The sequence below is a fragment of the Aeromicrobium sp. genome, assembly GCF_049586495.1.
Taxonomy (GTDB): Bacteria; Actinomycetota; Actinomycetes; order Propionibacteriales; family Nocardioidaceae; genus Aeromicrobium.
Genome location: NZ_JBAVCB010000084.1, coordinates 1 through 25,220, shown reverse-complemented (window position 1 = coordinate 25,220; position 25,220 = coordinate 1). Strand labels below are relative to the sequence as shown.

34 protein-coding genes and 1 tRNA gene are annotated in these 25,220 nt (G+C 67.4%); 24 read left to right on the top strand and 11 right to left on the bottom strand.

The features are described 5' to 3' along the window. On the bottom strand, positions 1–207 hold a 207-nt coding region (locus WB508_RS04805; protein ID WP_423843740.1), incomplete at its 3' end, for a MerR family transcriptional regulator. A gap of 55 nt (positions 208–262) precedes the next feature. Here WB508_RS04805 and WB508_RS04800 point away from each other — a divergent pair. The 6 genes from WB508_RS04800 (at position 263) to WB508_RS04775 (ending at position 5,871) form a co-directional block, all read left to right on the top strand. Next, entirely contained in the window at positions 263–823 is a 561-nt protein-coding gene (locus WB508_RS04800) for a YqgE/AlgH family protein (RefSeq protein WP_423843739.1), read from the top strand. An 86-nt stretch (positions 824–909) separates the two neighbouring features. Next, positions 910–1,131, top strand: a complete 222-nt coding sequence (locus tag WB508_RS04795) for a DUF3039 domain-containing protein (protein WP_423843743.1) — start codon at positions 910–912, stop codon at positions 1,129–1,131. Continuing rightward, complete coding sequence (locus tag WB508_RS04790) at positions 1,121–2,812, top strand: DEAD/DEAH box helicase (protein WP_423843738.1); 1,692 nt, start codon at positions 1,121–1,123, stop codon at positions 2,810–2,812. The genes WB508_RS04795 and WB508_RS04790 overlap by 11 nt, the downstream gene beginning before the upstream one ends. A gap of 99 nt (positions 2,813–2,911) precedes the next feature. Then, positions 2,912–3,850, top strand: a complete 939-nt coding sequence (locus tag WB508_RS04785) for an alpha/beta hydrolase (RefSeq protein ID WP_423843737.1) — start codon at positions 2,912–2,914, stop codon at positions 3,848–3,850. Between the two features lie 75 nt (positions 3,851–3,925). Then, on the top strand, positions 3,926–4,819 hold the full coding sequence (locus tag WB508_RS04780) for an oxygenase MpaB family protein (protein WP_423843736.1): 894 nt from the start codon (positions 3,926–3,928) through the stop codon (positions 4,817–4,819). A 14-nt stretch (positions 4,820–4,833) separates the two neighbouring features. Further along, entirely contained in the window at positions 4,834–5,871 is a 1,038-nt protein-coding gene (locus WB508_RS04775) for an LLM class flavin-dependent oxidoreductase (protein ID WP_423843735.1), read from the top strand. A 3-nt stretch (positions 5,872–5,874) separates the two neighbouring features. Here WB508_RS04775 and WB508_RS04770 read toward each other — a convergent pair whose 3' ends face one another. Beyond that, positions 5,875–6,435: an isochorismatase family protein gene (locus WB508_RS04770; RefSeq protein ID WP_423843734.1), complete on the bottom strand. Its 561-nt coding sequence runs from the start codon at positions 6,433–6,435 to the stop codon at positions 5,875–5,877. 27 nt (positions 6,436–6,462) lie between these two features. Further along, a complete protein-coding gene (locus WB508_RS04765; RefSeq protein WP_423843733.1) occupies positions 6,463–7,755 on the bottom strand; it encodes a nicotinate phosphoribosyltransferase in 1,293 nt (430 codons plus the stop codon). Between the two features lie 78 nt (positions 7,756–7,833). Between WB508_RS04765 and clpS the strand changes: the two genes are divergently transcribed. From clpS to WB508_RS04705, 12 genes are all read left to right on the top strand, one after another. Next, entirely contained in the window at positions 7,834–8,133 is a 300-nt protein-coding gene (clpS, locus tag WB508_RS04760; protein ID WP_423843732.1) for an ATP-dependent Clp protease adapter ClpS, read from the top strand. Beyond that, on the top strand, positions 8,130–8,717 hold the full coding sequence (locus WB508_RS04755; RefSeq protein WP_423843731.1) for a DUF2017 domain-containing protein: 588 nt from the start codon (positions 8,130–8,132) through the stop codon (positions 8,715–8,717). Before clpS ends, WB508_RS04755 begins: the two co-directional genes overlap by 4 nt. Positions 8,718–8,750: 33 nt before the next feature. Then, positions 8,751–9,227: a Mov34/MPN/PAD-1 family protein gene (locus WB508_RS04750; protein ID WP_423843730.1), complete on the top strand. Its 477-nt coding sequence runs from the start codon at positions 8,751–8,753 to the stop codon at positions 9,225–9,227. Positions 9,228–9,229: 2 nt separating this feature from the next. After that, positions 9,230–9,517 (top strand): MoaD/ThiS family protein, encoded by a 288-nt coding sequence (locus WB508_RS04745; RefSeq protein WP_423843742.1) that lies wholly within the window; start codon positions 9,230–9,232, stop codon positions 9,515–9,517. Positions 9,518–9,520: 3 nt separating this feature from the next. Further along, the gene (locus WB508_RS04740; protein ID WP_423843729.1) at positions 9,521–10,468 is read left to right on the top strand and encodes a PLP-dependent cysteine synthase family protein; all 948 of its coding nucleotides are present in this window, start codon (positions 9,521–9,523) and stop codon (positions 10,466–10,468) included. A gap of 188 nt (positions 10,469–10,656) precedes the next feature. Further along, positions 10,657–10,860: a cold-shock protein gene (locus WB508_RS04735; RefSeq protein WP_056208020.1), complete on the top strand. Its 204-nt coding sequence runs from the start codon at positions 10,657–10,659 to the stop codon at positions 10,858–10,860. Between the two features lie 128 nt (positions 10,861–10,988). Beyond that, a complete protein-coding gene (locus tag WB508_RS04730) occupies positions 10,989–11,966 on the top strand; it encodes a ribose-phosphate diphosphokinase (protein WP_423843728.1) in 978 nt (325 codons plus the stop codon). Positions 11,967–11,984: 18 nt separating this feature from the next. Continuing rightward, positions 11,985–12,800, top strand: coding sequence for a glutamate racemase (gene murI / locus WB508_RS04725; RefSeq protein WP_423843727.1), 816 nt, complete (start codon positions 11,985–11,987; stop codon positions 12,798–12,800). Beyond that, the gene (locus WB508_RS04720; protein WP_423843726.1) at positions 12,797–13,558 is read left to right on the top strand and encodes an MBL fold metallo-hydrolase; all 762 of its coding nucleotides are present in this window, start codon (positions 12,797–12,799) and stop codon (positions 13,556–13,558) included. Before murI ends, WB508_RS04720 begins: the two co-directional genes overlap by 4 nt. Positions 13,559–13,580: 22 nt before the next feature. Beyond that, positions 13,581–14,315, top strand: a complete 735-nt coding sequence (rph, locus tag WB508_RS04715; protein ID WP_423843725.1) for a ribonuclease PH — start codon at positions 13,581–13,583, stop codon at positions 14,313–14,315. Further along, entirely contained in the window at positions 14,312–14,932 is a 621-nt protein-coding gene (rdgB, locus tag WB508_RS04710; RefSeq protein ID WP_423843724.1) for an RdgB/HAM1 family non-canonical purine NTP pyrophosphatase, read from the top strand. Before rph ends, rdgB begins: the two co-directional genes overlap by 4 nt. Then, on the top strand, positions 14,929–15,240 hold the full coding sequence (locus WB508_RS04705) for a DUF1905 domain-containing protein (RefSeq protein ID WP_423843723.1): 312 nt from the start codon (positions 14,929–14,931) through the stop codon (positions 15,238–15,240). Before rdgB ends, WB508_RS04705 begins: the two co-directional genes overlap by 4 nt. 12 nt (positions 15,241–15,252) lie before the next feature. On the opposite strand, the gene WB508_RS04700 is transcribed toward WB508_RS04705, so the two are convergent. From WB508_RS04700 to WB508_RS04685, 4 genes are all read right to left on the bottom strand, one after another. After that, positions 15,253–15,912, bottom strand: coding sequence for an SGNH/GDSL hydrolase family protein (locus tag WB508_RS04700; protein ID WP_423843722.1), 660 nt, complete (start codon positions 15,910–15,912; stop codon positions 15,253–15,255). A gap of 111 nt (positions 15,913–16,023) precedes the next feature. After that, positions 16,024–16,485 (bottom strand): tRNA (cytidine(34)-2'-O)-methyltransferase, encoded by a 462-nt coding sequence (locus WB508_RS04695; protein ID WP_423843721.1) that lies wholly within the window; start codon positions 16,483–16,485, stop codon positions 16,024–16,026. Continuing rightward, positions 16,485–17,648, bottom strand: a complete 1,164-nt coding sequence (locus WB508_RS04690) for a benzoate/H(+) symporter BenE family transporter (protein ID WP_423843720.1) — start codon at positions 17,646–17,648, stop codon at positions 16,485–16,487. Before WB508_RS04690 ends, WB508_RS04695 begins: the two co-directional genes overlap by 1 nt. A gap of 48 nt (positions 17,649–17,696) precedes the next feature. Beyond that, entirely contained in the window at positions 17,697–17,888 is a 192-nt protein-coding gene (locus WB508_RS04685) for a hypothetical protein (protein WP_423843719.1), read from the bottom strand. Between the two features lie 75 nt (positions 17,889–17,963). Between WB508_RS04685 and WB508_RS04680 the strand changes: the two genes are divergently transcribed. Then, entirely contained in the window at positions 17,964–18,389 is a 426-nt protein-coding gene (locus WB508_RS04680; protein ID WP_423843718.1) for an SRPBCC family protein, read from the top strand. Positions 18,390–18,407: 18 nt separating this feature from the next. On the opposite strand, the gene WB508_RS04675 is transcribed toward WB508_RS04680, so the two are convergent. Beyond that, positions 18,408–18,489, bottom strand: a tRNA-Leu gene (locus tag WB508_RS04675). A 159-nt stretch (positions 18,490–18,648) separates the two neighbouring features. After that, positions 18,649–19,116 carry a thioredoxin-dependent thiol peroxidase gene (gene bcp / locus WB508_RS04670; protein ID WP_423843717.1) on the bottom strand — a complete coding sequence of 156 codons (468 nt, stop codon included), beginning with the start codon at positions 19,114–19,116 and terminating at the stop codon, positions 18,649–18,651. A 60-nt stretch (positions 19,117–19,176) separates the two neighbouring features. Between bcp and WB508_RS04665 the strand changes: the two genes are divergently transcribed. From WB508_RS04665 to WB508_RS04655, 3 genes are all read left to right on the top strand, one after another. Next, positions 19,177–19,422, top strand: coding sequence for a DUF3618 domain-containing protein (locus WB508_RS04665; RefSeq protein ID WP_423843716.1), 246 nt, complete (start codon positions 19,177–19,179; stop codon positions 19,420–19,422). 1 nt (position 19,423) lies between these two features. After that, a complete protein-coding gene (locus WB508_RS04660; RefSeq protein WP_423843715.1) occupies positions 19,424–20,542 on the top strand; it encodes an FUSC family protein in 1,119 nt (372 codons plus the stop codon). 381 nt (positions 20,543–20,923) lie between these two features. After that, positions 20,924–21,094, top strand: a complete 171-nt coding sequence (locus tag WB508_RS04655; protein ID WP_423843714.1) for a hypothetical protein — start codon at positions 20,924–20,926, stop codon at positions 21,092–21,094. A gap of 78 nt (positions 21,095–21,172) precedes the next feature. Here the strand turns inward: WB508_RS04655 and WB508_RS04650 are convergent, their stop codons facing one another. Together WB508_RS04650 and WB508_RS04645 are read right to left on the bottom strand one after the other, a co-directional pair. After that, positions 21,173–22,048, bottom strand: coding sequence for an HpcH/HpaI aldolase/citrate lyase family protein (locus tag WB508_RS04650; RefSeq protein ID WP_423843713.1), 876 nt, complete (start codon positions 22,046–22,048; stop codon positions 21,173–21,175). 8 nt (positions 22,049–22,056) lie between these two features. Further along, positions 22,057–23,106 (bottom strand): HpcH/HpaI aldolase/citrate lyase family protein, encoded by a 1,050-nt coding sequence (locus tag WB508_RS04645; protein ID WP_423843741.1) that lies wholly within the window; start codon positions 23,104–23,106, stop codon positions 22,057–22,059. A 203-nt stretch (positions 23,107–23,309) separates the two neighbouring features. Between WB508_RS04645 and WB508_RS04640 the strand changes: the two genes are divergently transcribed. Both WB508_RS04640 and WB508_RS04635 read left to right on the top strand, forming a co-directional pair. After that, the gene (locus tag WB508_RS04640) at positions 23,310–23,732 is read left to right on the top strand and encodes a CoA-binding protein (protein WP_423843712.1); all 423 of its coding nucleotides are present in this window, start codon (positions 23,310–23,312) and stop codon (positions 23,730–23,732) included. A 365-nt stretch (positions 23,733–24,097) separates the two neighbouring features. Beyond that, positions 24,098–25,096, top strand: a complete 999-nt coding sequence (locus WB508_RS04635; RefSeq protein ID WP_423843711.1) for an ice-binding family protein — start codon at positions 24,098–24,100, stop codon at positions 25,094–25,096. Positions 25,097–25,220: the final 124 nt, after the last annotated feature.

Here is a 25,220-nt window from a genome sequence, read left to right as displayed (position 1 = left end):
GTCGAGGAGCTGACGGATGAGCTGCAGCCGCTGCAGGTGCTGGAGCGAGTAGTAGCCGGTGCGACCCTCGAGCCGGGGTGCGTCCATCAACCCGCGACTGGCGTACGCGCGCACGTTGCGCACGGTCATCTGGGCACGGGCGGCCAGTTCGTCAACCGTGAACTCGACGGGTTCCTGTGTCGTGGAGGGCGTTCTGGCGTTCGACATGACTCACATCCTAGAGTTGCGTCGATTCCGCGGTCCGGACGTGCATCATGGGGATATGGACACGCTCCGCGGTCGTCTCCTGATCGCCACCCCGGCTATCGACGCTGGCCCGTTCGTGCGCAGCGTGGTCTTTGTGCTCGACCACGACGACAACGGCGCGCTCGGCGTCATCGTCAACCGGCCTCTGCCGTCCGACGTCGACGACGTGCTGCCGCAGTGGTCCGATCACGTGAACGCCCCCGTGTGTCTGTTCGACGGTGGTCCGGTCGCCGAGGACTCGGCCCTGGCCGTCGGCGTGCTGGCCGCCGACGAGTCCGTCACGGTGCCGCCTGATGGCTGGCGCACGATGGCCGGACGGGTCGGGCTGGTCGATCTCGACGGACCACTGCCTTCCGCTGGCCAGCTCGTCGGCCTGCGGCTGTTCGCCGGATACGCCGGCTGGGGCGCCGGTCAGGTCGAGGCAGAGCTCGAGGAGGGGGCGTGGCTTGCGCTCGACGCTCGCGAAGGTGATCTGATGTCGCCCCAACCAGAAGACCTTTGGCACGAAGTCATGCGGCGGCAGAGTGGAGATCTTCGGTACTGGGCCACGTTCCCGTCCGACCCGAGCACGAACTAGTTCCGTCGCTGGCGGGCAGCCGTTACGATCGACAGGTGGCATTCTTCGGGCGAGGTTCAGAGACCGTTGTCGACGAGCGCACCGACATGCGCACCGAGGACGGCGACCACGAGAAGTTCTCCCACTACGTGCCCAAGGACCAGCTCACCGAGGCCATGGTCATGGGCAACCCCGTCGTGGCGCTGTGCGGCAAGGTCTGGACGCCGAGCCGAGACCCCGAGCGCTTCCCGGTGTGCCCTGAGTGCAAGGACATCTGGGAGAACATGAATCCCGGTGACGACGAGGGGGACTCCTCGGGTGACCGCTAGCCAGCACCTCCGGGTCTGGCAGCGTGAGGCGTTCGATCTCTATCAGCGCACGCAACCGCGGGACTTCCTGACGGTCGCGACGCCTGGCGCCGGCAAGACCACGTTCGCGCTCACCATCGCTGCTGACCTCATGTCGCGCGGAGTCATCGACCGCGTGGTGGTCGTGACGCCCACCGATCACCTCAAGACCCAGTGGGCCCTGGCGGCCGCCGGCATCGGCCTGCCGATCGACCCGGCGCTCACGGCGCAGAGCCGCCTGGCCGCCGACTTCGTCGGGTTTGCCGTCACGTATGCCGGTCTGGCAGTCGATCCCAATGCGTTTCACATCCGAATCGCCAGCCGCCGCACCATGGTCATTCTCGACGAGGTGCACCACGCGGGAGACGCGATGGCTTGGGGCGATGCGGTCGACGAGGCGTGCGATCCCGCTGTGCGCCGGGTGCTGTTGACCGGGACGCCGTTTCGATCCGATGACAACCCCATCCCGTTCGTTCGCTATGGAATGGGTGAGGGCGGCGTCATGATCAGCGAGGCCGACTACTCCTACGGATATGGTCCGGCGCTGCGTGACGGCGTCGTGCGACCGGTGCTGTTCATGGCGTACTCCGGCGAGATGCAGTGGCGCACCCGAGCCGGCGATGAGGTGGCAGCGCGACTCGGGCAGCCACTTGATCGCGAGGCCACGGCCCAAGCGCTGCGCACGGCTCTGGATCCAGATGGTGCGTGGATTCGTGCGGTGCTGACATCGGCCCACACGCGTCTGCTGGAGGTGCGTCGCGATGTCCCAGACGCCGGCGGCATGGTCATTGCGAGCAACCAGGACAACGCACGCGCCTACGGGCGTCTGCTGGCCGAGCTGACCGGCGAGGAGCCGGTCGTCGTGCTCTCGGACGAACCGGGCAGCAGCGCGCGAATCGCGGAGTTCTCCGCCGGCATGACGCCGTGGATGGTCGCGGTGCGCATGGTCAGCGAGGGCGTCGACGTGCCCAGACTCTCCGTGGGCGTCTACGCCACGACCACCGCGACTCCGTTGTACTTCGCCCAGGCTGTGGGCCGCTTCGTGCGCGCCCGCCGCAAGGGCGAGACGGCCTCGATCTTCGTGCCCAGCGTCCCGCGACTCCTCGCGCTGGCGTCGGATCTGGAGGCTGAGCGCGATCACGTGATCGGCCGCCCGATCAAGGACGAGGCTGACCTGTTCGCCGCCGAGGCCGAGATGCTGACGGCGCAGGCTGACCCTGGTGCCTCCGATGATCTCACCGGTCAATACGCCGCGCTCGGCAGCGACGCCTCCTTCGACCGGCTCGTCTACGACGGCGCCAACTTCGGCTATGACGTGCTCACCGACAGCGACGGGGAGCTGGACTTTCTCGGCATCCCAGGCCTGCTCGAACCCGACCAGGTCGCTGATCTGTTGCGTCGGTCCAGGACGCAGCGTGCCAAGGCCGCCCGCCCTGACCCCGAGGGCCAGGAAGCCGCGGTCTTCGCGGCTCGCGATGACCTGCGCCGCACCCTGCACGGGCTGGTTGGAGCGTGGCACCACCGCACCGGTCAGCCACACGGCGTCACGCACGCCCAGCTGCGCAAGTCGTGCGGAGGACCGGCTGCGCCCCAGGCCTCGGCCGCCGAGCTCCAGCAGCGCATTGATCTGGTGCGTCAGTGGGCCCTGCGCGCCTCAGGCTGACGACTGCCCCCATGGTCTGCGGTCTGGTTCGCCGGGCACCGCGCCTGTCCGCGGGCCGCTGAGCCCGCGTTACCGTGGCTCGACACGAGGAGTGATTCGATGACCGCGATGGCCTTGCGAACCAGGGTGTTCGCGCGCCTGCTGAAGGCGGGCGAGAAGGGCATCGAAGAAGTCGTCGATCTCCCGGCGCACCGCGCCAAGCGAGCGAAGCTGCAGCGCTCGCGGGTGGGCCGGTGGGTGTTCGGCACGATCGACCGGGGTGCGACGACCGAGGAGATCCTGGTCGCTGGATGCCGGACCCTGGTGTATCGCCCACGTGGCGGCATGGGCCCGTTGCCGTGCGTCGTCAACTTTCACGGCGGCGGCTGGGTGCAGGGAAATCCGGAGCAGTCGCAGTGGGCGGCCAGCCGGATCGCGGTGCGCAACCGCTGCGTCGTCATCTCGCCGGCATACCGGTTGGCGCCAGAGCATCCCTTCCCGGCGGGCGTGGACGATGCGCGAGCCGTGGTCTGCTGGGTCGTCGAGCACGCCGAGGAGCTGGGCATCGACCCGCAACGGGTCGCCGTGATGGGCGACAGTGCCGGCGGAAATCTCGCTGCCGTCACCTCCCTCGACGCCCGCGACGGCAGCGGTCCCGAGCTGCGCGCGCAGGTGCTGGTGTACCCCGGTGTCGAGATGTACGACCGCTGGCCGTCGGAGGACGAGCACGCCGAAGCACCCGTGCTGAGCTCGACCAACATGCGGGCGTTCACGCGGCTGTACCTGGGGGAATCTTTCGGCACCGAAGACCATCGCGCCTCACCGGTGCGCGCCGTGTCGCACGCAGGACTGCCGAAGGCGTTCATCCTCACCGCGGAGATGGATCCGTTGAAGGACAACGGCAGCCACTACCGCGACGCGCTCGAGGCAGCTGGGGTGCCCGTGCGATTCGCGGAGTACACCGGTGCACTGCACGGGTTCCTCAGCCTGCCGGGCCCCGTCCCCGTGGCCCGGCAGGCCCTGGACGACATCTGCGACTTCCTGCAGATGACGCTCTGACCCGTCCGCGCGAGCCACTCGACGATGTGACGGACGGCATGGTGACAGTGACGCTGTCACGGTACGGTGAGCCGCATGACTCGCTTGGCGCGCGACCACTGGCAACGAGTGATTGCAGGACTCGATCCTGAGGTCGACTACGAGCAGATCTCGAGGATCGTCGCGCAGCACGAGTTCCCGTGGGACTCCCAGCAAGCACTCAGCTTCGCTCTGTTTCGGACCTACGCGGTCCCGTCGATCGGCGGGTTGCTGCACCAGACCGGCGAGTTCACGAACGCGACGCAGAAGCGGCACGATGACACCGCGCTGCTCCTCGAGACCGTCGCGGACCGAGGTCTGGAGTCCGAGGAAGGCCGCGCGGGGGTGCGCCGGATGAATCAGATGCACGGCCGGTACGACATCTCCAACGACGACATGCGCTACGTCCTGTCCACCTTCGTCGTGTCGTCGGTTCGGTGGATCGAACGGTACGGCTGGCGCCGGGGGACCGACGCAGAACGACGTGCCGCTGTGCGGTACCACCAGCGACTCGGTCGCCTGATGGGCATCGCTGACCTTCCCGGCAGCTATGCGGAATTCGCTGATCTGATGGACACCTACGAGCGGGAGACGTACGTCTTCGACGCGCGGTGCCGGGCGGTTGCGGACTCGACCCTCGACCTGTTCGTGACGTTCTATCCGCGTCCCCTGCGGCCGGTGATGCGCCGGTTCAGCATCGCGCTGCTCGACGATCACGTGCGGGAGGCCTTCGGGTACGACCATCCGCCGCGGTGGCTCGACGCGCTGGCCCACGGATCGCTACGCGCCCGGGGCCGGCTGGTTCGATTCCTGCCGACTCGCCGGGAGCCGGCGCTGCTGCAGCACACCCACAGGATCCGGTCCTATCCCGGCGGCTTCATGATCGAACAGCTCGGCACCTTCGCGGCGGCCGGGGAAGCGGTCAGCGAGGGAAGGTCTGCGGCGCCCTGAGCGTTGACCGGATCATGCGCTTGTCCGTGCTCGACCTCGTGCCTGTCCGAACTGACCAGACCAGCAGTGACGCCGTCGCCGCCACGGTCGCGCTGGCCCAGGCGGCCGACCGCGCTGGATTCACCCGCTACTGGGTGGCCGAGCACCACAACATGCCAGCCGTGGCTGCCACGTCGCCACCGGTCCTGATCGCCATGCTGGCCGCCCAGACCGAACATATTCGGCTCGGTTCCGGCGGCGTCATGCTGCCCAACCATGCCCCGCTGGCCGTCGCAGAGCAGTTTGCGCTGCTCGAGGCCGCCACCCCGGGACGGATCGACCTCGGCATTGGTCGAGCCCCCGGATCCGATCCCGTCACGTCGATGGCGCTGCGCGGTCCTGCTGGCCGCGACGACACCGACGTCGAGAACTTTCCGCAGTATCTTGACGACGTCGTGGCGCTGATGAGTGCGAACGGCGTGCGAGTCGCGATTCCACGACAGAACTACATCCTCAAGGCCACCCCGGCCGCCGCCAGTGTCGCCGATCTCTGGCTGCTCGGCTCGTCGATGTACTCCGCCCGGCTCGCCGCGGCGAAGGGGCTCCCGTACGTGTTCGCGCACCACTTTTCCGGCCACGGCACGGCTGAGGCGCTGGCGACGTACCGCAGCGAGTTCACGCCCAGTGACGTCGCGTCGGAGCCCACGACCTTCTTGACGGTCAACGCCGTCGTCGCGGACTCTGATGCTGAGGCCACCGCTCTGATGCTGCCGAATCTGCAGCTGATGGCCAGGTTGCGCACGGGACAGCCACTCACCGCCCTGGACCTGGTCGAGGATGCCGAGGACGTCGACATGGCGCCCCAGGTGCAGGCCATGGTCGACTCCGGGCTGTCCCGCGCCGTCGTGGGCACCCCGCAGCGCGCGGCGCAGCAGGTGCGCAATCTGGCCGAACAGTTCGGCGTCGACGAGGTCATGGTCAACCCGGTCGCGGCGGCGCGCCGCGGGGCCGACGCCCGCAGCTCGGTGGCTCGCGAGCGCACCATCGAGCTGCTGGCCCACGAGCTGCTGTGAAAGCTAGGTGACCTGCACGCCTGCGTCGCTGAACTCCTGACGGACCCGTGGCAGATTGTCCTTCGACACCGCGGCGACCAACGGGCCGAGCACCCGGACGCGGAACCCGTGCGCGGCTCCATCGAGCGCCGTGGCGCGCACGCAGTAGTCCGTCGCGATGCCACAGACGTCGATCTGGTCGACGCCAGCGTCACGCAGCCAGTCCGCCAGCAGCGTCCCGTCTGGAGTCGTGCCCTCGAATCCGGAGTAGGCGGCTGCGTACTCGCCCTTGCGAAATGTGGCGGCGAACATGTCCTCGGTGAGCGGAGCGTGCAGGAGCTCGCCGGGCGTGCCGACCACGCAGTGCGGGGGCCAGCTGTCGACGAAGTCCGGATCGTCGCTGAAATGGGACCCAGGGTCGATGTGGTGATCGCGCGTCGACACCACGACCGAGTAGGTGTCGGTGGACATCAGGTCAGCGATGCCCGCAGCCACCTGAGCGCCGCCGCCGACGGCCAAGGAGCCACCCTCGCAGAAGTCGTTCTGGACGTCGACGACGACCAGGGCAGTTGTGAATCTAGCCATGACCGAGCCTCTCACGAGGGCGAGCGATCAGGCGATCACGGTGTCCAGAGCCGGGCCTCCGGGCGACAGCTGGGTGCCGGCTGCGGGGAGCTCCGCCATGGCGGCTCGGTGGCGGGCGCGGGCGGTGTCGAATGATTCACGGTTGATGCGCTCGCCGTCGCGGACCAGCTCGGTGAGCAGCTCTCGGTCGTCAGAATCGCTTGGCGGGGGAGCGCCGATGCCGATCACCTCGACGTCGGCCACCCCGGTGACCGATCGTCGACGAAGGGCGAACTTGCGCCCGCCGCGGGAGGCCTTCTCGGTGCTCTTCTTCGCGACCGCGACCATCCCGCCGGTGTCGTCCTCGCGGGCCACCAGCTTGTAGACGAAACCACTGGTGGGAACGCCCGACCCGGTCACCAGCGCGGTGCCCACGCCATAGCCGTCAACCGGTGCGGCCGCCAGCGCGGCGATGGCGTGCTCGTCGAGATCACTCGTCACGAGGATGCGGGTCTGCGTGGCGCCGAGATCATCCAGCTGTTCGCGCACCGCGTGGGCCAGCGAGACGAGATCGCCCGAGTCGATGCGCACAGCGCCGAGCCCCGGTCCGGTGACGTCGATCGCCGTCCGGATCGCCTCAGCGATGTCGTAGGTGTCGACGAGCAAGGTCGTCCCGGCTCCGAGCGACTCCACCTGGGACACGAAGGCGTCGCGCTCGGTGTCGTGCAGCAGGGTGAAGGAGTGCGCGCTGGTCCCGGTGGTCGGCACACCATGGCGGTACCCCGCGGCCAGGTTGGACGTCGCATCAAAGCCCACCAGGTGCGCGGCCCGGGCCGCTGCCACAGCAGCGATCTCGTGCGTACGCCGCGAGCCCATCTCGATGCACGGACGTCCGCGTGCGGCGCTGACCATCCGCGCTCCGGCCGACGCGATCGCCGAGTCGTGATTGAGGATCGACAGCATCAACGTCTCCAGCAGCACACCCTCGGCGAAGGTCGACTCCACCACCATCACGGGGGAGTGCGGGAAGTGCAGCTCACCCTCGCCGTAGCCCCAGATCGAACCGCTGAACCGGTAGTCGGCCAACCAGTCGAGCGTGGCCAGGTCCACGACGTTCGCCTCTCGCAGCCAGGCCAGCTCGGCATCGTCGAAACGAAACGCCTCGAGGGCGTCGAGGAAACGACCCGTTCCCGCCACGACGCCGTACCGTCGACCGCCGGTCAGTCGGCGCGAGAACAGCTCGAACACGCTGCGGCGGTAGGCGGCGCCGTCGGCCAATGACGCCTGCAGCATGGTCAGCTCATAGTGGTCGGTGAGCAGCGAGGTTCCGGAGTTGGTCACCACCTGAGCGTAGGAGATGGCCGTGCAGCTGGCGTCGACATGTTTCGTCCTCGGTGCGCCCTGCGCAACAATGGGCTGGTGACGACCCCGACGCCCGTGGAGATCGAGGAGACAGACCTTCGCGACCTCGTGCAACTGGAGGACCCGTGGGTCACGATCGTCTGGAACGATCCTGTCAACTTGATGTCCTACGTCGCCTACGTGTTTCGCAACTACTTCGGATACACCGCCGAGAAGTCCCACGAGCTGATGCTTGCGGTGCACGAGGAAGGTCGAGCCATCGTGTCCAGCGGGAGCCGCGAACAGATGGAGCGTCACGTCCAGGCGATGCACGAGTACGGCTTGTGGGCCACGCTCGACCGGGCGGATGCGCAGTGAAGCCCTTCAAGAAGCGTCGCCGGGGGGGTCTGATCGCCTCGTTCGAGGCGGGCGAGGCCCAGCTGCTGGCCAATCTCGCCGGCCAGGTCGTCGAGCTGCTGCGCGACCGCAACTCCGCCGATGAGTCCGATCCCGACCCGCTCGCCGCCCAGCTGGGCCTCGGCGGATCCTCCATGCCACCGGAGGACCCCGTGCTGCAGCGGCTGCTGCCCGATGCGTACCGCGACGACGAGGAGGAGGCCGGCGAGTTTCGACGTCTGACTGAGCGCAGTCTGACCGCCGTCAAGGTCCGCAACGCCGAGGACCTGATCGGGTCGCTGATCGACGGCGGCCTCGAGGTGGGCGCACTGGCCGCCGTTGACGACGCGCACCATATCGAGGTCGAGTTGAACGGCGACGAGGTCCAGGCGTGGCTCCGTTCGCTGACCGACATCCGGTTGTCGCTGGCGGTGCGACTAGGCATCGAGACCGAGGAGGACTCCATGTTGATCGCGCGATCGGACGACGAGGCCACTGCAGCCATGTCGGAGATCTACGACTGGCTCGGTTACGTGCAGGAGTCGCTGGTCGCCGCCCTGGACTGATCGGCCCGAGGGACCTGCCGATAACCTCAAGTAATGCTGACCATCGACCGGGCCGTCCACGACGCCATCGTCGCGCACGCGCGCCGAGACCACCCCGACGAAGCGTGCGGCGTGGTTGCCGGCCCGATCGGCTCGGACCGCCCGACGCGGTTCGTGCCGATGCTCAACGCCGCGATGTCACCGACCTTCTATGAATTCGACTCCGGCGACCTGCTGCGGCTGTACCGCGAGATGGACGACAACGACGAAGAGCCGATCGTCGTCTACCACTCCCACACCGCCACCGAGGCGTATCCGTCCCGCACCGACATCGACCTCGCTGGCGAGCCCGGTGCGCACTACGTGCTGGTCTCGACCCGCGATGGAGCCGAGGTCGAGGGGGTCGACGCCGATTTCCGGTCGTTTCGGATCGTGGACGGCGAGGTCACTGAGGAAGAAGTCACGGTCGTCCATGGTTATGCAGACGACACCACGTCCACTCCCGCTCCACGATCTGACGAAGAAGGCTGAATCTGATGGCAGAGGTCCGCATCCCCACCATTTTGCGCACGTTCACTGACGGTGAGCGCGCCGTTTCCGCCACGGGGCAGACCGTGGCCGAGGTCATCGATGACCTCGAGGCCAACCACAGCGGTATCAAGGAGCGACTCGTGGAGAACGAGGAGGTCCGTCGGTTCGTGAACATCTACGTCAACGACGAAGACATCCGCTTCACCGGTGGCCTCAAGACTGAGGTTGCTGCCACTGCCACCGTCGTGATCCTGCCGGCTGTCGCTGGCGGCGCCAGTACCGCCGGCTGATCGGTGCGTTTCGACTCGTTGGTCCACTCGGTCGGGCAGACCCCACTGGTGGGTTTGCCCACCCTGTCGCCCACGCCTGAGGTCCGACTGTGGGCCAAGCTGGAGAACGAGAACCCCACGGGGTCCATCAAGGACCGCGCCGCACTTGCCATGATCGAGCAGGCCGAGTCCGATGGCCGCCTGAAGGTCGGCGACACCATCCTCGAACCGACCAGCGGCAACACTGGCATCTCGTTGGCCATGGTGGCTCGGCAGCGCGGCTACCGGTTGGTCTGCGTGATGCCGGAGAACACGTCCGTCGAGCGGCGTCAGCTGCTCGGCATGTGGGGCGCCGAGATCATTGACTCAGCAGCCGCCGGCGGCTCGAACGAAGCAGTTCGGGTCGCCAAGTCGGTCGCCGCCGAGCACCCGGACTGGGTCATGCTCTACCAGTACGGAAACCCGGCCAACGCCGATGCGCACTACCGCGGCACTGGCCCGGAGATCTTGGCCGATCTGCCCGAGGTCACCCACTTCGTGGCCGGGCTGGGCACCACCGGCACCCTGATGGGCGCCGGCCGCTTCTTCCGCGAGCACAAGCCTGACGTGCGCATCGTGGCCGCTGAGCCACGCTATGGCGAGCTCGTCTACGGGTTGCGCAATCTCGACGAGGGCTTCGTCCCCGAGCTGTACGACGCCTCGCTGATCGACTCCCGTTTTTCAGTGGGTCCGCGTGACGCGGTGCGGCGGGTGCGTGAGCTGATCGACGCCGAGGGCATCTTCGCCGGCATCTCCACCGGCGCGATCCTGCACGCCGCGCTGGCCCAGGCGGCCACGTGCGTCGAGGCTGGCGAGAGCGCCGACATCTGCTTCATTGTCTGCGATGGCGGGTGGAAATATTTGTCGACCGGTGCGTACGAGGGGACCCTCGACGAGGCCGAGGACGCCCTCGAGGGGCAGCTCTGGGCGTAGCGTGTCGGACCCGACTAGCCGAATGCCCTGTCGATCTGCCACACTGGATGCAGTTGTTGTACGACGCTGGGCTGTTTGATCGAACGACGTTCCTTTCGAGGTGCCGGTTCTTCTCGCAGGTTGGATGTGTGTCGCGACCGTCGCTCGCGAGACACGCGGGCGGCTTACCCCGCCAAAGAGGAGAAATCATGGCTACAGGTACCGTCAAGTGGTTCAACGCCGACAAGGGCTTCGGATTCATCGCCCCGGACGACGGCAGCGAGGACGTGTTCGCGCACTTCTCCGCCATCGCGACGAGCGGTTACCGTTCGCTCGACGAGAACCAGAAGGTCGAGTTCGACGTGGAGCAGGGCCAGAAGGGCCTGCAGGCGACGAACATTCGTCCCCTCTGATCTTCACTGACATCAGAGTCGGCTCCTAGAGCCGATCACCGCCACCGGCGAGGCCTTCGGGCCTCGCCGGTGTTGTCTGTCCGGGGGACCTGGTTCCGCTGGCCCGGGTCCTCGGATAGTCTGCCCGCGTGAGCGAGATCGTGGTGTTCTCCGGAAGCGCTCATCGACCCCTTGCGGAGAAGATCTGCTCAGAGCTGGGTCAGCCGCTCTCGCCCGCAGAGACGATGCGGTTCAGCAACGACTGCCTGCAGGTACAGCTGTTGGCCAACTGCCGCCGCAAGGACGTCTACATCATCCAGCCGCTGGTCCCGCCCACGCAGGACCACCTGATGGAGCTCCTGCTGATGATCGACGCCGCTCGTGGTGCGAGCGCGGACTCGGTCACCGTCGTCATCCCGCACTACGCCTACGCGCGATCGGACAAGAAGGACGCATCCCGCATCTCGATCGGCGGAAAGCTGGTCGCCGACATGCTGACCACCGCCGGCGCCGACCGGGTCGTCACCATGACACTGCACGCCCCGCAGGTGCACGGATTCTTCAGCGTCCCCGTCGATCACCTCACCGCCATTGGTGAGCTTGCCACGTACTACCGCGACCGCGACCTCAGCAACACCGTCGTGGTCTCGCCCGATCTCGGCAACGCCAAGACCGCTTCGCTGTTCGCCCGACTACTGGGCGTTCCCGTGGCGGCCGGCAGCAAGCAACGCCAGGCCGATGACAAGGTCGTCATCGACGCCATCGTGGGCGACGTGGCCGGCATGAAGGCGATCGTCCTCGACGACGAGATCGCGACCGGTGGCTCCATCGTCGAGCTGATGAACAAGTTGGAGGACGAGGGCTGTCAGGAGGCGTCCGTGGCGTGCACCCATGGCTTGTTCACTGGCAAGGCCGTCGAGCGACTGCGCAACCATCCGGCGATCACTGAGGTGGTCACCACCGACACCGTGCCGCCGCCCGTCGACTGGCCCGAGCTGACGATCCGTTCAGTTGCCCCGCTGTTCGCCGAGGCGATCGCCCGCATCCATGCCGGGGAGTCCGTCTCCAGCCTCTTTGACGGTGTCGACCCGGCCCATGCCCCTCCGCAGCCGAAACTGCCGCTCTAGCCCGTAGGCTTCCTCACTGTGGACAGCGCACCCATCGGGATCTTCGACTCAGGCTTCGGCGGCCTGACGGTGGCGCGCGCCGTCTTGGACCAGCTGCCGCACGAACCGGTGCTGTACCTCGGTGACACGGCTCGCCAGCCCTACGGGCCCAAACCGATCTCCGAGGTGCGCGAGTACGCACTGGAGTGTCTCGACCATCTGGTCGCCCAAGGCGTCAAGACCCTCGTGATCGCGTGCAACTCCGCCAGCGCCGCCGTGCTGCGCGATGCGCGTGAGCGCTACTCGGTGCCAGTGGTCGAGGTCATCGTGCCAGCCACCCGGCGTGCGGTCGGCGCCACGCGCAACGGCCAGGTCGGGGTCATCTGCACCGAAGCCACTGCCACCTCACGAGCCTACGACGATGCCTTCGCCGCCAACCCGGGGATCGTGCTGCACACCCGAGCCTGCCCCCGGTTCGTCGACTTCGTCGAGCAGGGCGTCACCAGTGGGCCGGATCTGCTCGCTGCGGCTGAGGAGTACCTTCGACCGCTGATCGATGTGGACATCGACACGCTGGTTCTCGGCTGCACCCACTACCCGCTGCTCACTGGAGTGCTGGCCCTCGTGATGGGCGACGGTGTCACCTTGGTGTCGAGCGCTGAGGAGACCGCCAAGGACGTCTACCGACTGCTGGTCCGCGAAGGGCTCGAACGGGACGCGGGACTGCCACCGCCAGGACATCTGTTCCTGACCACGGGGCGACCCGAGGAGTTCCGGGAGCTCGGTCGCCGATTCCTCGGCCCTGAGGTCGACCGGGTCGAGCAGTTCTCGCAATGGATGGGGGTCGCGTCGTGAAGCTCACTGTCATCGGCTGCTCGGGGTCGTTCCCGGGCCCAGACTCTCCGGCGAGCTGCTATCTGGTCGAAGCGCCTTTCGAGAATCGCACGTTCCGGATCCTGCTCGATCTGGGCAATGGTGCCTTTGGCGCCCTGCAGCGGCACATCGACCCCGGCCAGATCGATGCCGTGCTGATCTCGCACCTGCACGCCGACCACTGTTTCGACATGGCCGGCTTGTTCGTGGTGAGCAAATATCACCCCGACGGCACCTACCCGGTCATTCCGGTGCTGGCCCCTGCTGGTGCGGGCGAGTTCCTCGCGACCGCCTACGGCAGCAACGACGGCTGCTCCATGACCGAGCAGTTCGACTTCCGGCCGTGGGTCGATGGAGCCTCCATGACGTTGGGCCCGTTCACGATCACGTCCGCCCTCGTCGACCACCCGGTCGAGTCGTATGCGATGCGGGTCGGTTGCGAGGACGGCGTGCTGGTCTACTCCGGTGATACCGGCCCCACCGATGCGCTGGTGGACCTCGCCATGGACGCCGACCTCTTCTTGTGCGAAGCGTCCTTCTTGGAGTCCGGAACTAATCCACCCAACTTGCACCTGACCGGTGCCGAGGCCGGTGACATCGCCACTCGGGCCGGGGCAGCGCGGCTGCTGGTCACGCACATACCGGCGTGGACGTCGCGCGAGGCCGTCGCCGCCGACGTTGCATCAACGTGGGCTGGCGCGGTCGAACTCGTCAGCACGGACGACACCTTCGAGCTCTAGGACGCCCCGCTAGGGTCGACGCATGACCCGTGAAGACTCCGTCCGTGAAGACGGACGCTCAGCCAACCAGCTTCGCCCCGTCACCATCACCCGCAACTGGCTCGATCACGCCCAGGGTTCCTGCCTGATCGAGTTCGGCAAGACCAAGGTGCTGTGCGCGGCAAGTGCGTCCGAGGGCGTCCCTCGTTGGCGCAAGGGGTCAGGTTTGGGATGGGTCACGGCCGAGTACGCCATGCTGCCGCAGGCCACGCATGACCGCTCCGCCCGCGAATCGGTCAAGGGACGCATCGGAGGCCGCACGCACGAGATCTCCCGTCTGGTCGGGCGCTCGCTGCGCATGGCCATCGACGACAAGGCTCTGGGCGAGAACACCATCACGATCGACTGCGACGTGCTGCAGGCTGACGGCGGGACCCGCACGGCGGCCATCACAGGTGCCTACGTCGCCCTCGCCGATGCCGTGGAGCATCTTCGACGGGCCGGAGCCCTGGCCGGCGAGCCATTGGTCGAGTCGGTTGCGGCCATCAGCGTCGGTATCGTTGACGGCACCCCCCTGCTCGACCTGCCGTACGTCGAGGACGTGCGCGCGGAGACTGACATGAACGTGGTCATGACGGGCTCGGGCAGGTTCGTCGAGGTGCAGGGCACCGCTGAGGGTGCGCCCTTCGACAAGGCTGAGCTGGATGCGCTGCTGGAGCTCGCGGCCGGCGGCTGCGCTGACCTGACGCGACTGCAATCTGAGGCCCTCGCGCGGTGACGTCTCCGCAGGTGGTTCTGGCATCCAACAACGCGAAGAAGCTGGCCGAGCTGCGCCGCATCCTTGAACCGTTGATTCCCGGCATCGTGGTGCTCGGACTGTCTGACGTGGCCGACTACCCGGAGCCGCCCGAGACCGAGCCGACCTTCGAGGGCAATGCGCTGATCAAGGCCCGCGCGGCGGTGACGGCCACCGGCCTGCCAGCGCTGGCCGACGACTCCGGCCTGTGCGTCGACGCACTCAACGGCATGCCGGGAGTGCTGTCGGCCCGCTGGTCCGGAGTCGCCAAGGCCGATGGCGGCGACTCCGCCAACAATGCGCTGCTGCTCAGCCAGCTCAGCGACGTGCCGGACGACCGCCGCGGCGCGCGGTTCGTCTGCGCCATGGCGCTGTGCGCCGCTGACGGCACCGAGATCATCCAGCGGGGCGAGATGACCGGCCACATCCTTCGCGCCGAGCAGGGCGAGGGTGGATTCGGTTACGATCCGCTGTTCGCGGCGACCGGGTTCGACGTCTCCACCGCTGAGCTGATACCGGCCGACAAGGACGCCATCAGCCACCGGGGCCGCGCCCTCGCCGCCATCGCCCCGGCCGTGCGGGACGCGCTCACCCGATGAGCTGGACCTTCACTGCCACGCTGTGGAGGTGGGAGGCGCGCAGCGAAGGGGGCTGGCAGTTCGTCACGGTGCCGCCGGAGGTTTCCGACGAGCTCGACGAGACGGCCGGGCCGGATCGTGCCGGATTTGGTTCGATCAAGGTGTCCGTGCGCATGGGTACGTCCTCGTGGCGGACGTCGGTGTTTCCGTCTCCAGGCGAGTCCGGCTTTGTCCTCCCGGTCAAGAAGGCCGTGCGAACAGCCCAAGGCCTGGACATGGGCTCGATCGTCGAGGTCGTGCTCGCGATCGCCGGTCCCGACGCCGCGTAGTGCGGGACGCGGTCAATTCAGCGCGGCGATGACCCGCTTGGCGATGGCGACGCTGCCACCGCGGTTGGGGTGGATCCCGTCGAGCACGTGAGCGGGCGACAGGGCGCCGGTGGTGTCGACGAACTCGAAGTCGTGCCGCTCGGCGGCTCGCTCGACGATGGGGGTCACCCGCAGCCGCGCGATGGGTTGCAGCGGCCCCCACGGAGGCCCGACCACCAGCACCCGGGTCGACGCGGGCATGGCTGCATCCACCAGGTCGAAGTAGCGGTCCACGGCATCAGCGATCTCGGCATTGGACGCGACCGCGACCCGGTCATCGCGACAGACGGCCCAGTCATTGCGCCCGCCCTCGATGATCAGGATCGACGGTGACCCGGCGAGAGCCTTCTCGCGCTGGTCGAAGGTCGTGCCGTTGCACAGACCGCCGCGTCGGAGGTAGCCCGAACCCGATTGCGCGTAGGTCTCCACAGGAGCATCAACGTGCCGCGCGACCATGCTCCACCAGCCTTGGCGGTCGCTGCCGGGAACGTCGTCGTATCGAGCGGTGATCGAGTCGCCGACCACCACGATGCCGTCGGGGGCAACCTCGGAGACGATCCCGCCCTCAGCTCCCTGTGACAAGAAGAAAGGGCCCACCACGAGCAGGACGGCGGCACCGAACACGGCTGTCACGCGTACGCGTGTCGTCCTGATCACGGATGTCCCTCCCCGCTGGCTTGGCGGCCACTGTACGTCGCACCGAGGGCCATTGTTCGCTGAATCTGGACTGTTATCCAATCGTCATCAGTCGGTACCAAAATCATGTTGTCTCCAGGCTTCGTACACGGCGACTGACGCTGTGTTCGCCAGGTTCATCGACCGGCGACCGGCCAGCATGGGCAACCGGACCCGCGCAGTCACGCGGGGGTCGTCGAGGACGTGCTGAGGCAGACCGGTGGGTTCGGCGCCGAACAGCAGGACGTCGTTCGGCGCGTAGGCGACGTCGGTGTAGGTGGTCTCGCCCGTGGCGGTGAAGGCGTACACCTGCGGCGGATTCAGGGCTGCGAGCGCCGCGTCGAGATCTGCGTGAACGGTCATCACCGCGAGATCGTGGTAGTCCAGACCGGCCCGCTTGAGCTTCGACTCCTCCAGGTCAAAGCCAAGTGGCTCGACCAGGTGCAGCTCGCACCCCGTGACGGCGGCCAGACGGATGGCGGCGCCGGTGTTGCCGGCGATGCGGGGCTCGTGAAACATGATGCGGAACATCAGACGGGCCTTCGGCTCAGGGCGAGGTGGATGACCAGGCCGGCGACGATGGCCCAAAATGCCGATCCCACCCCGGCCACGGTGATGCCGGACGCAGCCACCAGAAAAGTGACGAGGGCTGCCTCGCGTGTGTCGGTGCGGTCGACGGTGGCTTTGAGGGCAGCGATCAGGGTGCCCAATAGGGCCAATCCGGCCACGGTCTCGATGACGCCCACCGGTGCCACTGCCACGAGGGCCGCCACGGCGGCTGATGCGAGGCCCAGCACGAAGTAGGCGATGCCGGCCCATTGCGCCGTGCGCCACCGTTGCTTCGGGTCTGGGCCGCCCTCCGGGCCGGCCACGAGGGCGGCGCTGATGGCGGCGAGATTGATCGAGTGACCTCCCGCAACCGCGCCGACCGTGGTGCCGACGCCGGCGGTGACCATGGACGCTCGCCACGGCACCTCGTACTCGTACGACCGCATGATCGCGACACCGGGCACGTTCTGCGAGGCCATCGTGACGACGTACAAAGGGATGGCGATGCCGACGATCGCCGCCCACGTCAGGTCGGGGGTCGTGAGCTCGAGGTGGGGGAGGAGTCTCGATCCCGCTATCGCCTCCCCGCGGCGCACCAGGTCGACGCCGATGACGAGGCCAGCGACCACGAAGGCGACGGGCACGGCCCAGCGCGCGAAGAAGCGGACCCCGACCAGCCACGCGACGACGATCGGGAGGATCGCGCCCGGCTGGTCGGCGACGCTGATGACCGGGGCCAAGCACAGCTCCAGCACGACACCAGCCAGCATGGCCTGAGCGATCGGCGGCGGGATGCGACTGATCAGTCGTCCCAGCAGCGGCCACAGACCCGTGAGGCCATACAGCAGGCCGGCCAAGACGAAGGCGCCGACAGCGGCGGCCCATCCGCCGTCGACGGTGCCCGTGCTCGCAAGGAGCGCGGCGCCTGGCGTCGACCACACCAGCACCAGAGGGCGGCGATACCGGCGTGCCAGCCACATGATTCCGACGGTCTGGGCGACGCACAGGACCAACAGTCCCGATGATGCCTGGTCGGACGTGGCGCCCACGGCACGCAGGCCAGTCAGAACGACGGCGAAGGAGCTGGTGTAGCCGACGAGCGCGGCCACCACACCCGCACTGGCGTGCGCAGACTCCCGCTCCATGGCGTCAGCCTAGGTCCAGCCGCGGCCGGGTCGTCGAATCCGACCGGACTAGCGCTTTGAATCTTCGCCGCGACCGACCCTGCCGGTCTTCGCGTTCGGACCTCTGGCGCCCTCCTGCACGTCGTCGGAGGGACCGTCCGGCTGGCCGTCCACCGCCTGGCTGTCGCTGATCGGTGTGTCAGCGTCTGCCGGGTCCATCTTCTGCACCTCGGACACCTGACCCTCGTCGTCTCCACTCATGATTCGACCCTAGGTGCCACCGCATGATCGTGCTGGGTGCCGTCTGGTGGTCGTGTGGCCCTAGACTCCCTGACCATGGCCTCACCTCAGCGCGTCCATGTGACGCACACCTTCGCGTCCGATCCCGCCACCGTCTTCGACAAGCTCTCCGAGCACGAGAATCTCGGACCCGTGTTCGGCGCGAAGATCACCCGCGTGAACGACGGCACGACATCGCGCAACGGCGTCGGATCCACCCGGCAGCTCAAGATCGGACCGCTGCCTGCTTTCGAGGAGACCACCACGACGTCGGAGCCGCACTCGCTGATCGAGTACGAGATCACCAAGGGCAGCCCGTTGAAGAACCATTGGGGCAAGCAGGTGCTCACGCCCACCGCCGATGGCGGCACGACGCTGGACTACACGATCGGCTTCGACGTGGCCGTTCCCGGCGCTGCTCCGGTGGTCGGCAAGGTGCTGACCGGTGCGATCACCAAGGGCCTGCCCAAGCTCTGCCCGTAGGCGCCAGGAATTCAGCGGTGCCGATGACAGGACTCGAACCTGCACGTCCGAAGACACAGGTTCCTAAGACCTGCGTGTCTACCAGTTCCACCACATCGGCTCCTTCCCAGATGGCGGGTGACGCCGGCGGGATCGAGCGACCCCTCCGGCGGACCCCGTCACCACTGGCGGACCAGTCGGTCGGGATGCCTCATGTTATCGCCGGTGCGGTGCGCGGTGGGCTGGTGGCCAACGGAACCGAACATTCGGAGTCTGGCGATCAGGCGTCGAGGCGCAGGTCTTTGCGCAGCTTGGCAACGTGGCCGGTGGCCTTGACGTTGTACGCGGCGTGCGCGATCGCTCCGTCCTCGACGACGAACGTGGAGCGGATGACGCCTTGCACGACCCTGCCGTAAAGCTTCTTCTCGCCGAATGCACCCCAGGCGGTGAGGACCGCCCTGTCAGGGTCGGACAGCAAGGTGATGGTCAGGCCGTCACGCTCGCGAAATGAAGCCAGCTTCTTCGGCTCGTCCGGTGAGATGCCGAGAACGGTGTAGCCCTGAGCCGCAAGATGGTCCAGCGAATCGCTGAAGTCGCAGGCCTGCTTGGTGCAGCCGGGCGTCATGGCGGCTGGGTAGAAGTACACGATCACCTTGCCGGCGATCTTTGAAAGCGTCACGGTGGCCCCCGTGTCGTCGGCGAGGGTGAAGTCGGGCGCACGGTCACCGGGCTGCAGTCGATCCGTCATGGGCCCTATCCTTACCGATGAGGGCGGCGCCCGTCCTCGTGGCCTGACGAAGGGTGAGACGTGTCCAAGCAGTCTGACGACCTGGTCCGTGAGATCGACGAGATTCGCGAGCGCCTCGCAGGAACCGTCGACGAGCTCGTCGACGCCGTGCACCCCAAGAACATGCTGCGGCGCGGCCTGCACAGCCTGCGCAGCAAGTTCGTCGATGAAAACGGAGCGGTCAAGACCGGCACCGTCGTCCCACTCGTCGGCGGAGTCGTCGTGGTCATCGTCGGTGCCGTCGTGGTGCGCCGCATCGCCCGGTGACATGAGCACGGGGCGCGATGTCCCGCTGCGCCGATTACGACTGCCTCGCTCCACGGACTCCCTGACCGACCGGTTGTGGGTCCTACGCCGCCGCTGGCGCACCCTGCTACGGCTCAGCGTCGGGACCGGCGGGTCGTTCTTCCTCGCAACCACCGTGCTCAACCACGAGCAGGCGTTCTTCGCGCCCATCGCGGCGATCATCGTGCTGATCGCCGGAGCCGGGCTGCGCGGTCGCACGCTGTTCGAGCTGGTCCTCGGCGTCGCCATCGGCGTGCTGATGGGCGAGCTGCTGGTCCTGGGGATCGGCCGCGGGGCCTGGCAGATGGCGCTGATCGTCGTGTTCACCGTCGTCGTCAGCACCCTGCTGGGGCTCAAGGGCCTGGCGCTGACCCAGGCGGCCACGTCATCGGTGCTCCTGGCCGCCATCGTCCCAGCGGTCGGCGCCGGCAACCCGGCCATCACGCGGTTCCTGGACGCGCTCGTCGGGGGAGTTGTGGGACTCGCCGCGATCTTGCTGATTCCGCGCAATCCGGTGCGGGACATCGATCGGGAGGTCCAGAGCATCCTGACCCGAGTGGCTGACATCCTCGGGCGGATCGCACAGGCGCTGCGCACGGTTGATGCGGACCTCGCTGACCAGCAGCTCGCTGCCGCGCGAGACATGCAGCCGCAGGTCGACGTCATGACCGCCACCGCTGCCAACGTCCGGGAGATCGCCAGGATGTCGCCCGTGCGCTGGAGTCAGCGCGAGCACGTGCAGACCTATGTTGCCACGGTGCGGGACCTCGACAACGCCGTGCGCGACACCCGCGTGCTGGCGCGCAAGGCGTCGACGCTCCTGCGGTTCCGCGAACCGGTGCCGGCAGACATGGAGAGCGCCATCGACGGGCTCGCCAGGGCGTTCACGATCTTCGCCGACGACCTGTCCGAGCGGGACGATTTCGAGGAGGCGCGAACCGTGCTGGTGGAGTCCGCGAAGCTGGCCACCAACGCCTTGACCGAGACGATGACGATCAACAGCGCCACGATTGCCGCCCAGGTGCGGTCGTTGGCCGCCGATCTGCTCTACGCCAGCGGATACACCCGTGACGAGGTCGATCGGCGCCTCGACTTCACCTGAGTCGCATGACACACCCGCTGAAGGCTCGACACCACGACCCTCCTGTGGCTATCTTTGACGTTCACACCACCGAGGAGGTGCAACCAGCATGAACAACATCGTCATCCCGACGTTCGGACTCGACATCCGCAACGCCGCCATCGATTCTGCCGGTTCCACCTCCGGAGCAGCACGCACCTGACGCAGCCTCAGCTCGCCAGTTCACCTGCCGCCCGGATCACTGATCCGAGGCGGTTTTTTCTTGATCTGCCCACACACGAAAGGAGGCGCGCCATGACAGTGCACCCCGATTCACGCCTCATGTCCGCACAGCACGATCCACGCACCACAGACACCAGCCCCCACCCCATCGGGCCGGCAGTCCGATTCCGAGGAGAGGGGGTGAAGGCAGTGGAACTGTTCAACCGTCGACGCGATCGCAAGCGCGCCTGGGACGAGCTGTCCGAGATCGACCGCGCCGTGCTCCTCGAGGCCGTGCGTCAGCGTCGTGACGCTCAGGAGCAACGACGCTCCATCCAGGCAGGCCTCGACGCATCGCGTCAGCTGCGCTAGACCGAAGCCCCGCTTGGTGCGGGCCGAAGCACCGTCGTTCCTCGACACGCGGTGCCGGAGCCCGCACCATGCGGGACTTCAGCGCGAAGAGAGCGCGTCCGCGAAGGCCAGGATGCGGTCCGCGTCGCGGATGTGCAGTTCTTCGATCATCTTGCCGTTGAAGGTGGCGACGCCCTGCCCCTGCTCGGCGGCCTCCTGGAAGGCCGCGATCATGCCGCGGGCGCGCTCGATGTCGTCGTCGCTGGGGGAGAAGGCCACATTGGCCGGCGCGACCTGCGAGGGGTGGATCAGCGTCTTGCCGTCAAAACCCATCTCGCGGCCTTGCCGGGCCTCGGCATCGAATCCCTCGGCGTCCTTCACGTCGTTGTAGACGCCGTCGATGACCACCTTGCCAGCGGCGCGTACCGCCAGCAGGGTCCACGACAGGGAGGCCAGCACCACGGGGTTGCGACCGGGCACGTGCAGACCGTACGTCTCGTTGACGATGTCGTTGGTTCCCATCACGATCACCGTGAGGCGATCGTGCGCCGCGGCGATCTCCTCGGCATGCAGCAGAGCTTTCGGTGTCTCGATCATGGCCCACAGCTGTGTGCTGGCGGGTGCGCCAGCAGCGTCCATCGCCGCCACCAGGGCTGCAACCTGTTCGGCCGACTCGACCTTGGGCACCAAGATTGCGTCCGGTCCGGCGGCCGAAGCGGCAGCGACGTCAGCGGCGTGCCATTCGGTGCCGATCGAGTTGACTCGGATGGCGAGCTCTCGGTGCCCGTACTCCCCAGACTGCACCGCGGCGCACACATTGGCACGTCCGGTCTCCTTGGCATCAGGCGACACCGAGTCCTCGAGGTCGAGGATCAGCGCGTCGGCGTCGATTGTCTTGGCCTTCTCGAGCGCTCGTTCATTGGCGCCGGGCATGTACAAAACCGAGCGGCGGGGGCGAAGGGTCTTGTCAGTCATCACAGTCCTCAGAGGTCGTAGGCGGCGGCAAGCTCGGGATCGCGCTCAGCCAGAGCGGTGGCGAGGTCGAGCATGACCTGGCACTGCTTGCACGAGGCGTCGTCCTCCATCTTGCCGTTGATCATGACGGCGCCGGAGCCGTCGCCCATGGCCTCGACGACCTCCTTGGCGTGGGCCACGTCCGAGGGGTCGGGGGAAAAGACCCTCTTGGCGATGTCGATCTGCACTGGGTGCAGGCTCCACGCGCCGACGCAGCCGAGCAGGAACGCGTTGCGGAACTGGTCCTCGCAGGCCACGACGTCCTTGATGTCCCCGAATGGGCCGTAGAACGGCAAGATGTCGTTGCCGGCGCAGGCGTCGACCATCCGCGCGATCGTGTAGTGCCACAGGTCCTGCTGATAGGTGCTGCGGCCCGTGGTCAGGTCTTCGCCCGTGGGGTCCTCGCGCACGAGGTAGCCAGGATGGCCGCCGCCGACCCGGGTGGTCTTCATCCGGCGACTGGCGGCGAGATCGGCTGGGCCGAGGCTGATGCCCTGCATGCGCGGGCTGGCGGCGGCGATCTGTTCGACGTTGGTCATGCCCTCGGCGGTCTCGAGGATCGCGTGCACGAGGATGGGGCGCTGCACGCCGGCGCGGGCCTCAAGCTGGGCCAGCAGGCGGTCCACGTAGTGGATGTCCTGCGCGCCCTCGACCTTCGGCACCATGATGACGTCGAGCTTGTCGCCGATCTCCGTGACCAAGGTGATGATGTCGTCCAGCACCCACGGCGAGTCAAGACTGTTGATTCGACACCACAGCTGGGTGTGACCGAAGTCGGTCTGCTTCGCGATGTCGACCAGGCCCTGTCGGGCGGCCTCCTTGTTCTCGGTCTTGATCGCGTCCTCGAGGTTGCCGAGGATGATGTCGACCTTGGGCGCGATGTCGGGCACCTTGTCGGCCATCTTGGGATTGCTCGGGTCGAAGAAGTGAATCATCCGGCTCGGGCGGAACGGAATGTCCGCCACCGGGACCGGGGCTCCGACGGCAAGGGGGCGGAGGAAGGCTCGGGGATTGCGCACGCGGGTCACGTCTCCTCATGGGGCAGTCGACAAAACTCTCGCCAGTATGTCGTCCGGCATCCCGACGGGACTAGGGCGGGGGTCACAGCGGCAGACTCTTCGTGTCAGGCCGCACACGCCGGTGTGTGCGTGAGCACGATCCACATGCCCGGCACACCACGGAGCACCAGGTGGCCGTTGCGTCGAACGGCTAGCGTGGAGTGGTGAGTGACTCGTGGCAGGACGCAGCGGCTGTGTCCTTGATGCTGGATGACCTGCAGACATGGGCGGTCGTGGGGCTGTCCACCAATCGAGGCCGAATGGCCTACTCGATTGCCTCGCTCCTGCAGTCGCGCGGCAAGACCATCGTGCCGATCCACCCGGATGCGCCCACCGTGCTCGGAGAGCAGGGTTACGCCACGCTGGCCGACGTGCCCTTCCCGATCGACGTGGTGGATGTCTTCCGCCGATCTGACGCAGCCGGCCAGTTCGCCGACGAGGCAGTGAAGATCGGCGCCAAGGCCGTGTGGTTCCAGCTGGGGGTCGTCGACGAGGACGCCTTCGAGCGCACCACCGCGGCGGGCGTCCCGATGGTGATGGACACCTGCCCCAAGATCGAGTGGAACCAGCGCCGCACCGGACGGTGACGCCAACGAGGCGAGTCCGCCCACGACAGCACATGTCCGACTGCTGAGCGGGACCATGCGGGCCGTTCGGGGCTGCGATCGCGGGTCGCCGGGACGGTCGTGTGGCATGCTTCGCTCAAGGTCCTGAAACTCGCGGGGCGAAATTCCATCAGCTGACCCCGGGGTCATGGTGGGACGCAGGCAGGGGGAGAGCCACCGCGTCGCAGATTGATACGCGCCAGCACCCTCCGCCCTCGCACATGGCTGCTGGATCTCGCGGGAGGATGTTGCGGACCATGCGGCATGCGTGCGGCGACCTCGTCGGAACGCGAATGGGCGCAATTCCATCTCGGACGCGCCGCGTCCGACTGTAGAAGGCCCTGATCATGCTCGCTGCTTTTGCTGGACAATTTGACCGCAGGCTCCCGATCGCGATCGTGGGGTCCGCCGTGCTCGCCACGCTGGCTGTGGCCTCGATCCGCGCACCTGCTGCGCAGGCAGCCGACGCGGACACACCGGTCCAGCTTCGCACGACCAGCCAGTTCGCCGTGCTTGCCGGTGCCGGCATCACGAACACCGGCACTACGACTATTCAAGGCGACATCGGCTCGTTCCCGACCACGGACCAGACCATCTCGGGCGTCACCCTTGACGGCACCAATCAGGCCGGCAATGCCGTGACGCAGCAGGCGAAGCGCGATCTCGTGGCCGCGTACGACGAGGCGGCTGGGGCGCTACCGCCCACGAGCGTCGAGACCGAGCTGGGCGGCAAGACGCTGGTGGGTGGCGTGTACAAGGCGGCCACCGAGCTCGGTCTGACGGGAACCCTGACCCTCGACGGTGGGCGAAGCGACGGCCTGCCGTCGAACAAGGTCTTCATCTTCCAGGCCGGCACGACCCTGATCACCGAGGTGGACAGCGAGGTCGTGCTCACCGGCGGCGCCCAGGCGTGCAACATCTTCTGGCAGGTCGGGTCGGCGGCGACGTTCAAGACCAGAACGGCCTTTCGCGGAACCGTCATGGCCTACACCGGGGCGATCACCGCCCAGCAAGGCGCGACGTTCGTCGGGCGACTGCTCGCCCGTGACTCGGCGGTCACCATGGACAACAACACGATCAGTCGCCCGAGCTGCGTGGTCGGTCCCGACGGCCCCGACGCTGACGGCACCGACGGGACCATTGCTGATGTCGATGCCGACGCGGAGGGCACGCCCAGCACCGACGGCGACGCGGTGGCGTCGACCAGTGATGGCAACTCGACGGTCGAACTGCCCGACAGCGGCGGTCCGACCCTGTGGCTTCTCGCGGCCGCCGCGGCCTTCATGCTGACTGGCACGACGATGATGCGGCGCTCCCGTTACCGACCAGCGCACGCGGCTCGCTGAAGCGAGAAACTCCGGCCTTCCAGATTCACTGGAAGACCGGAGCTTTCTTGGCTGTACACCCCCCCGGACTCGAACCGGGAACCCGCTGATTAAGAGTCAGCTGCTCTACCAATTGAGCTAAGGG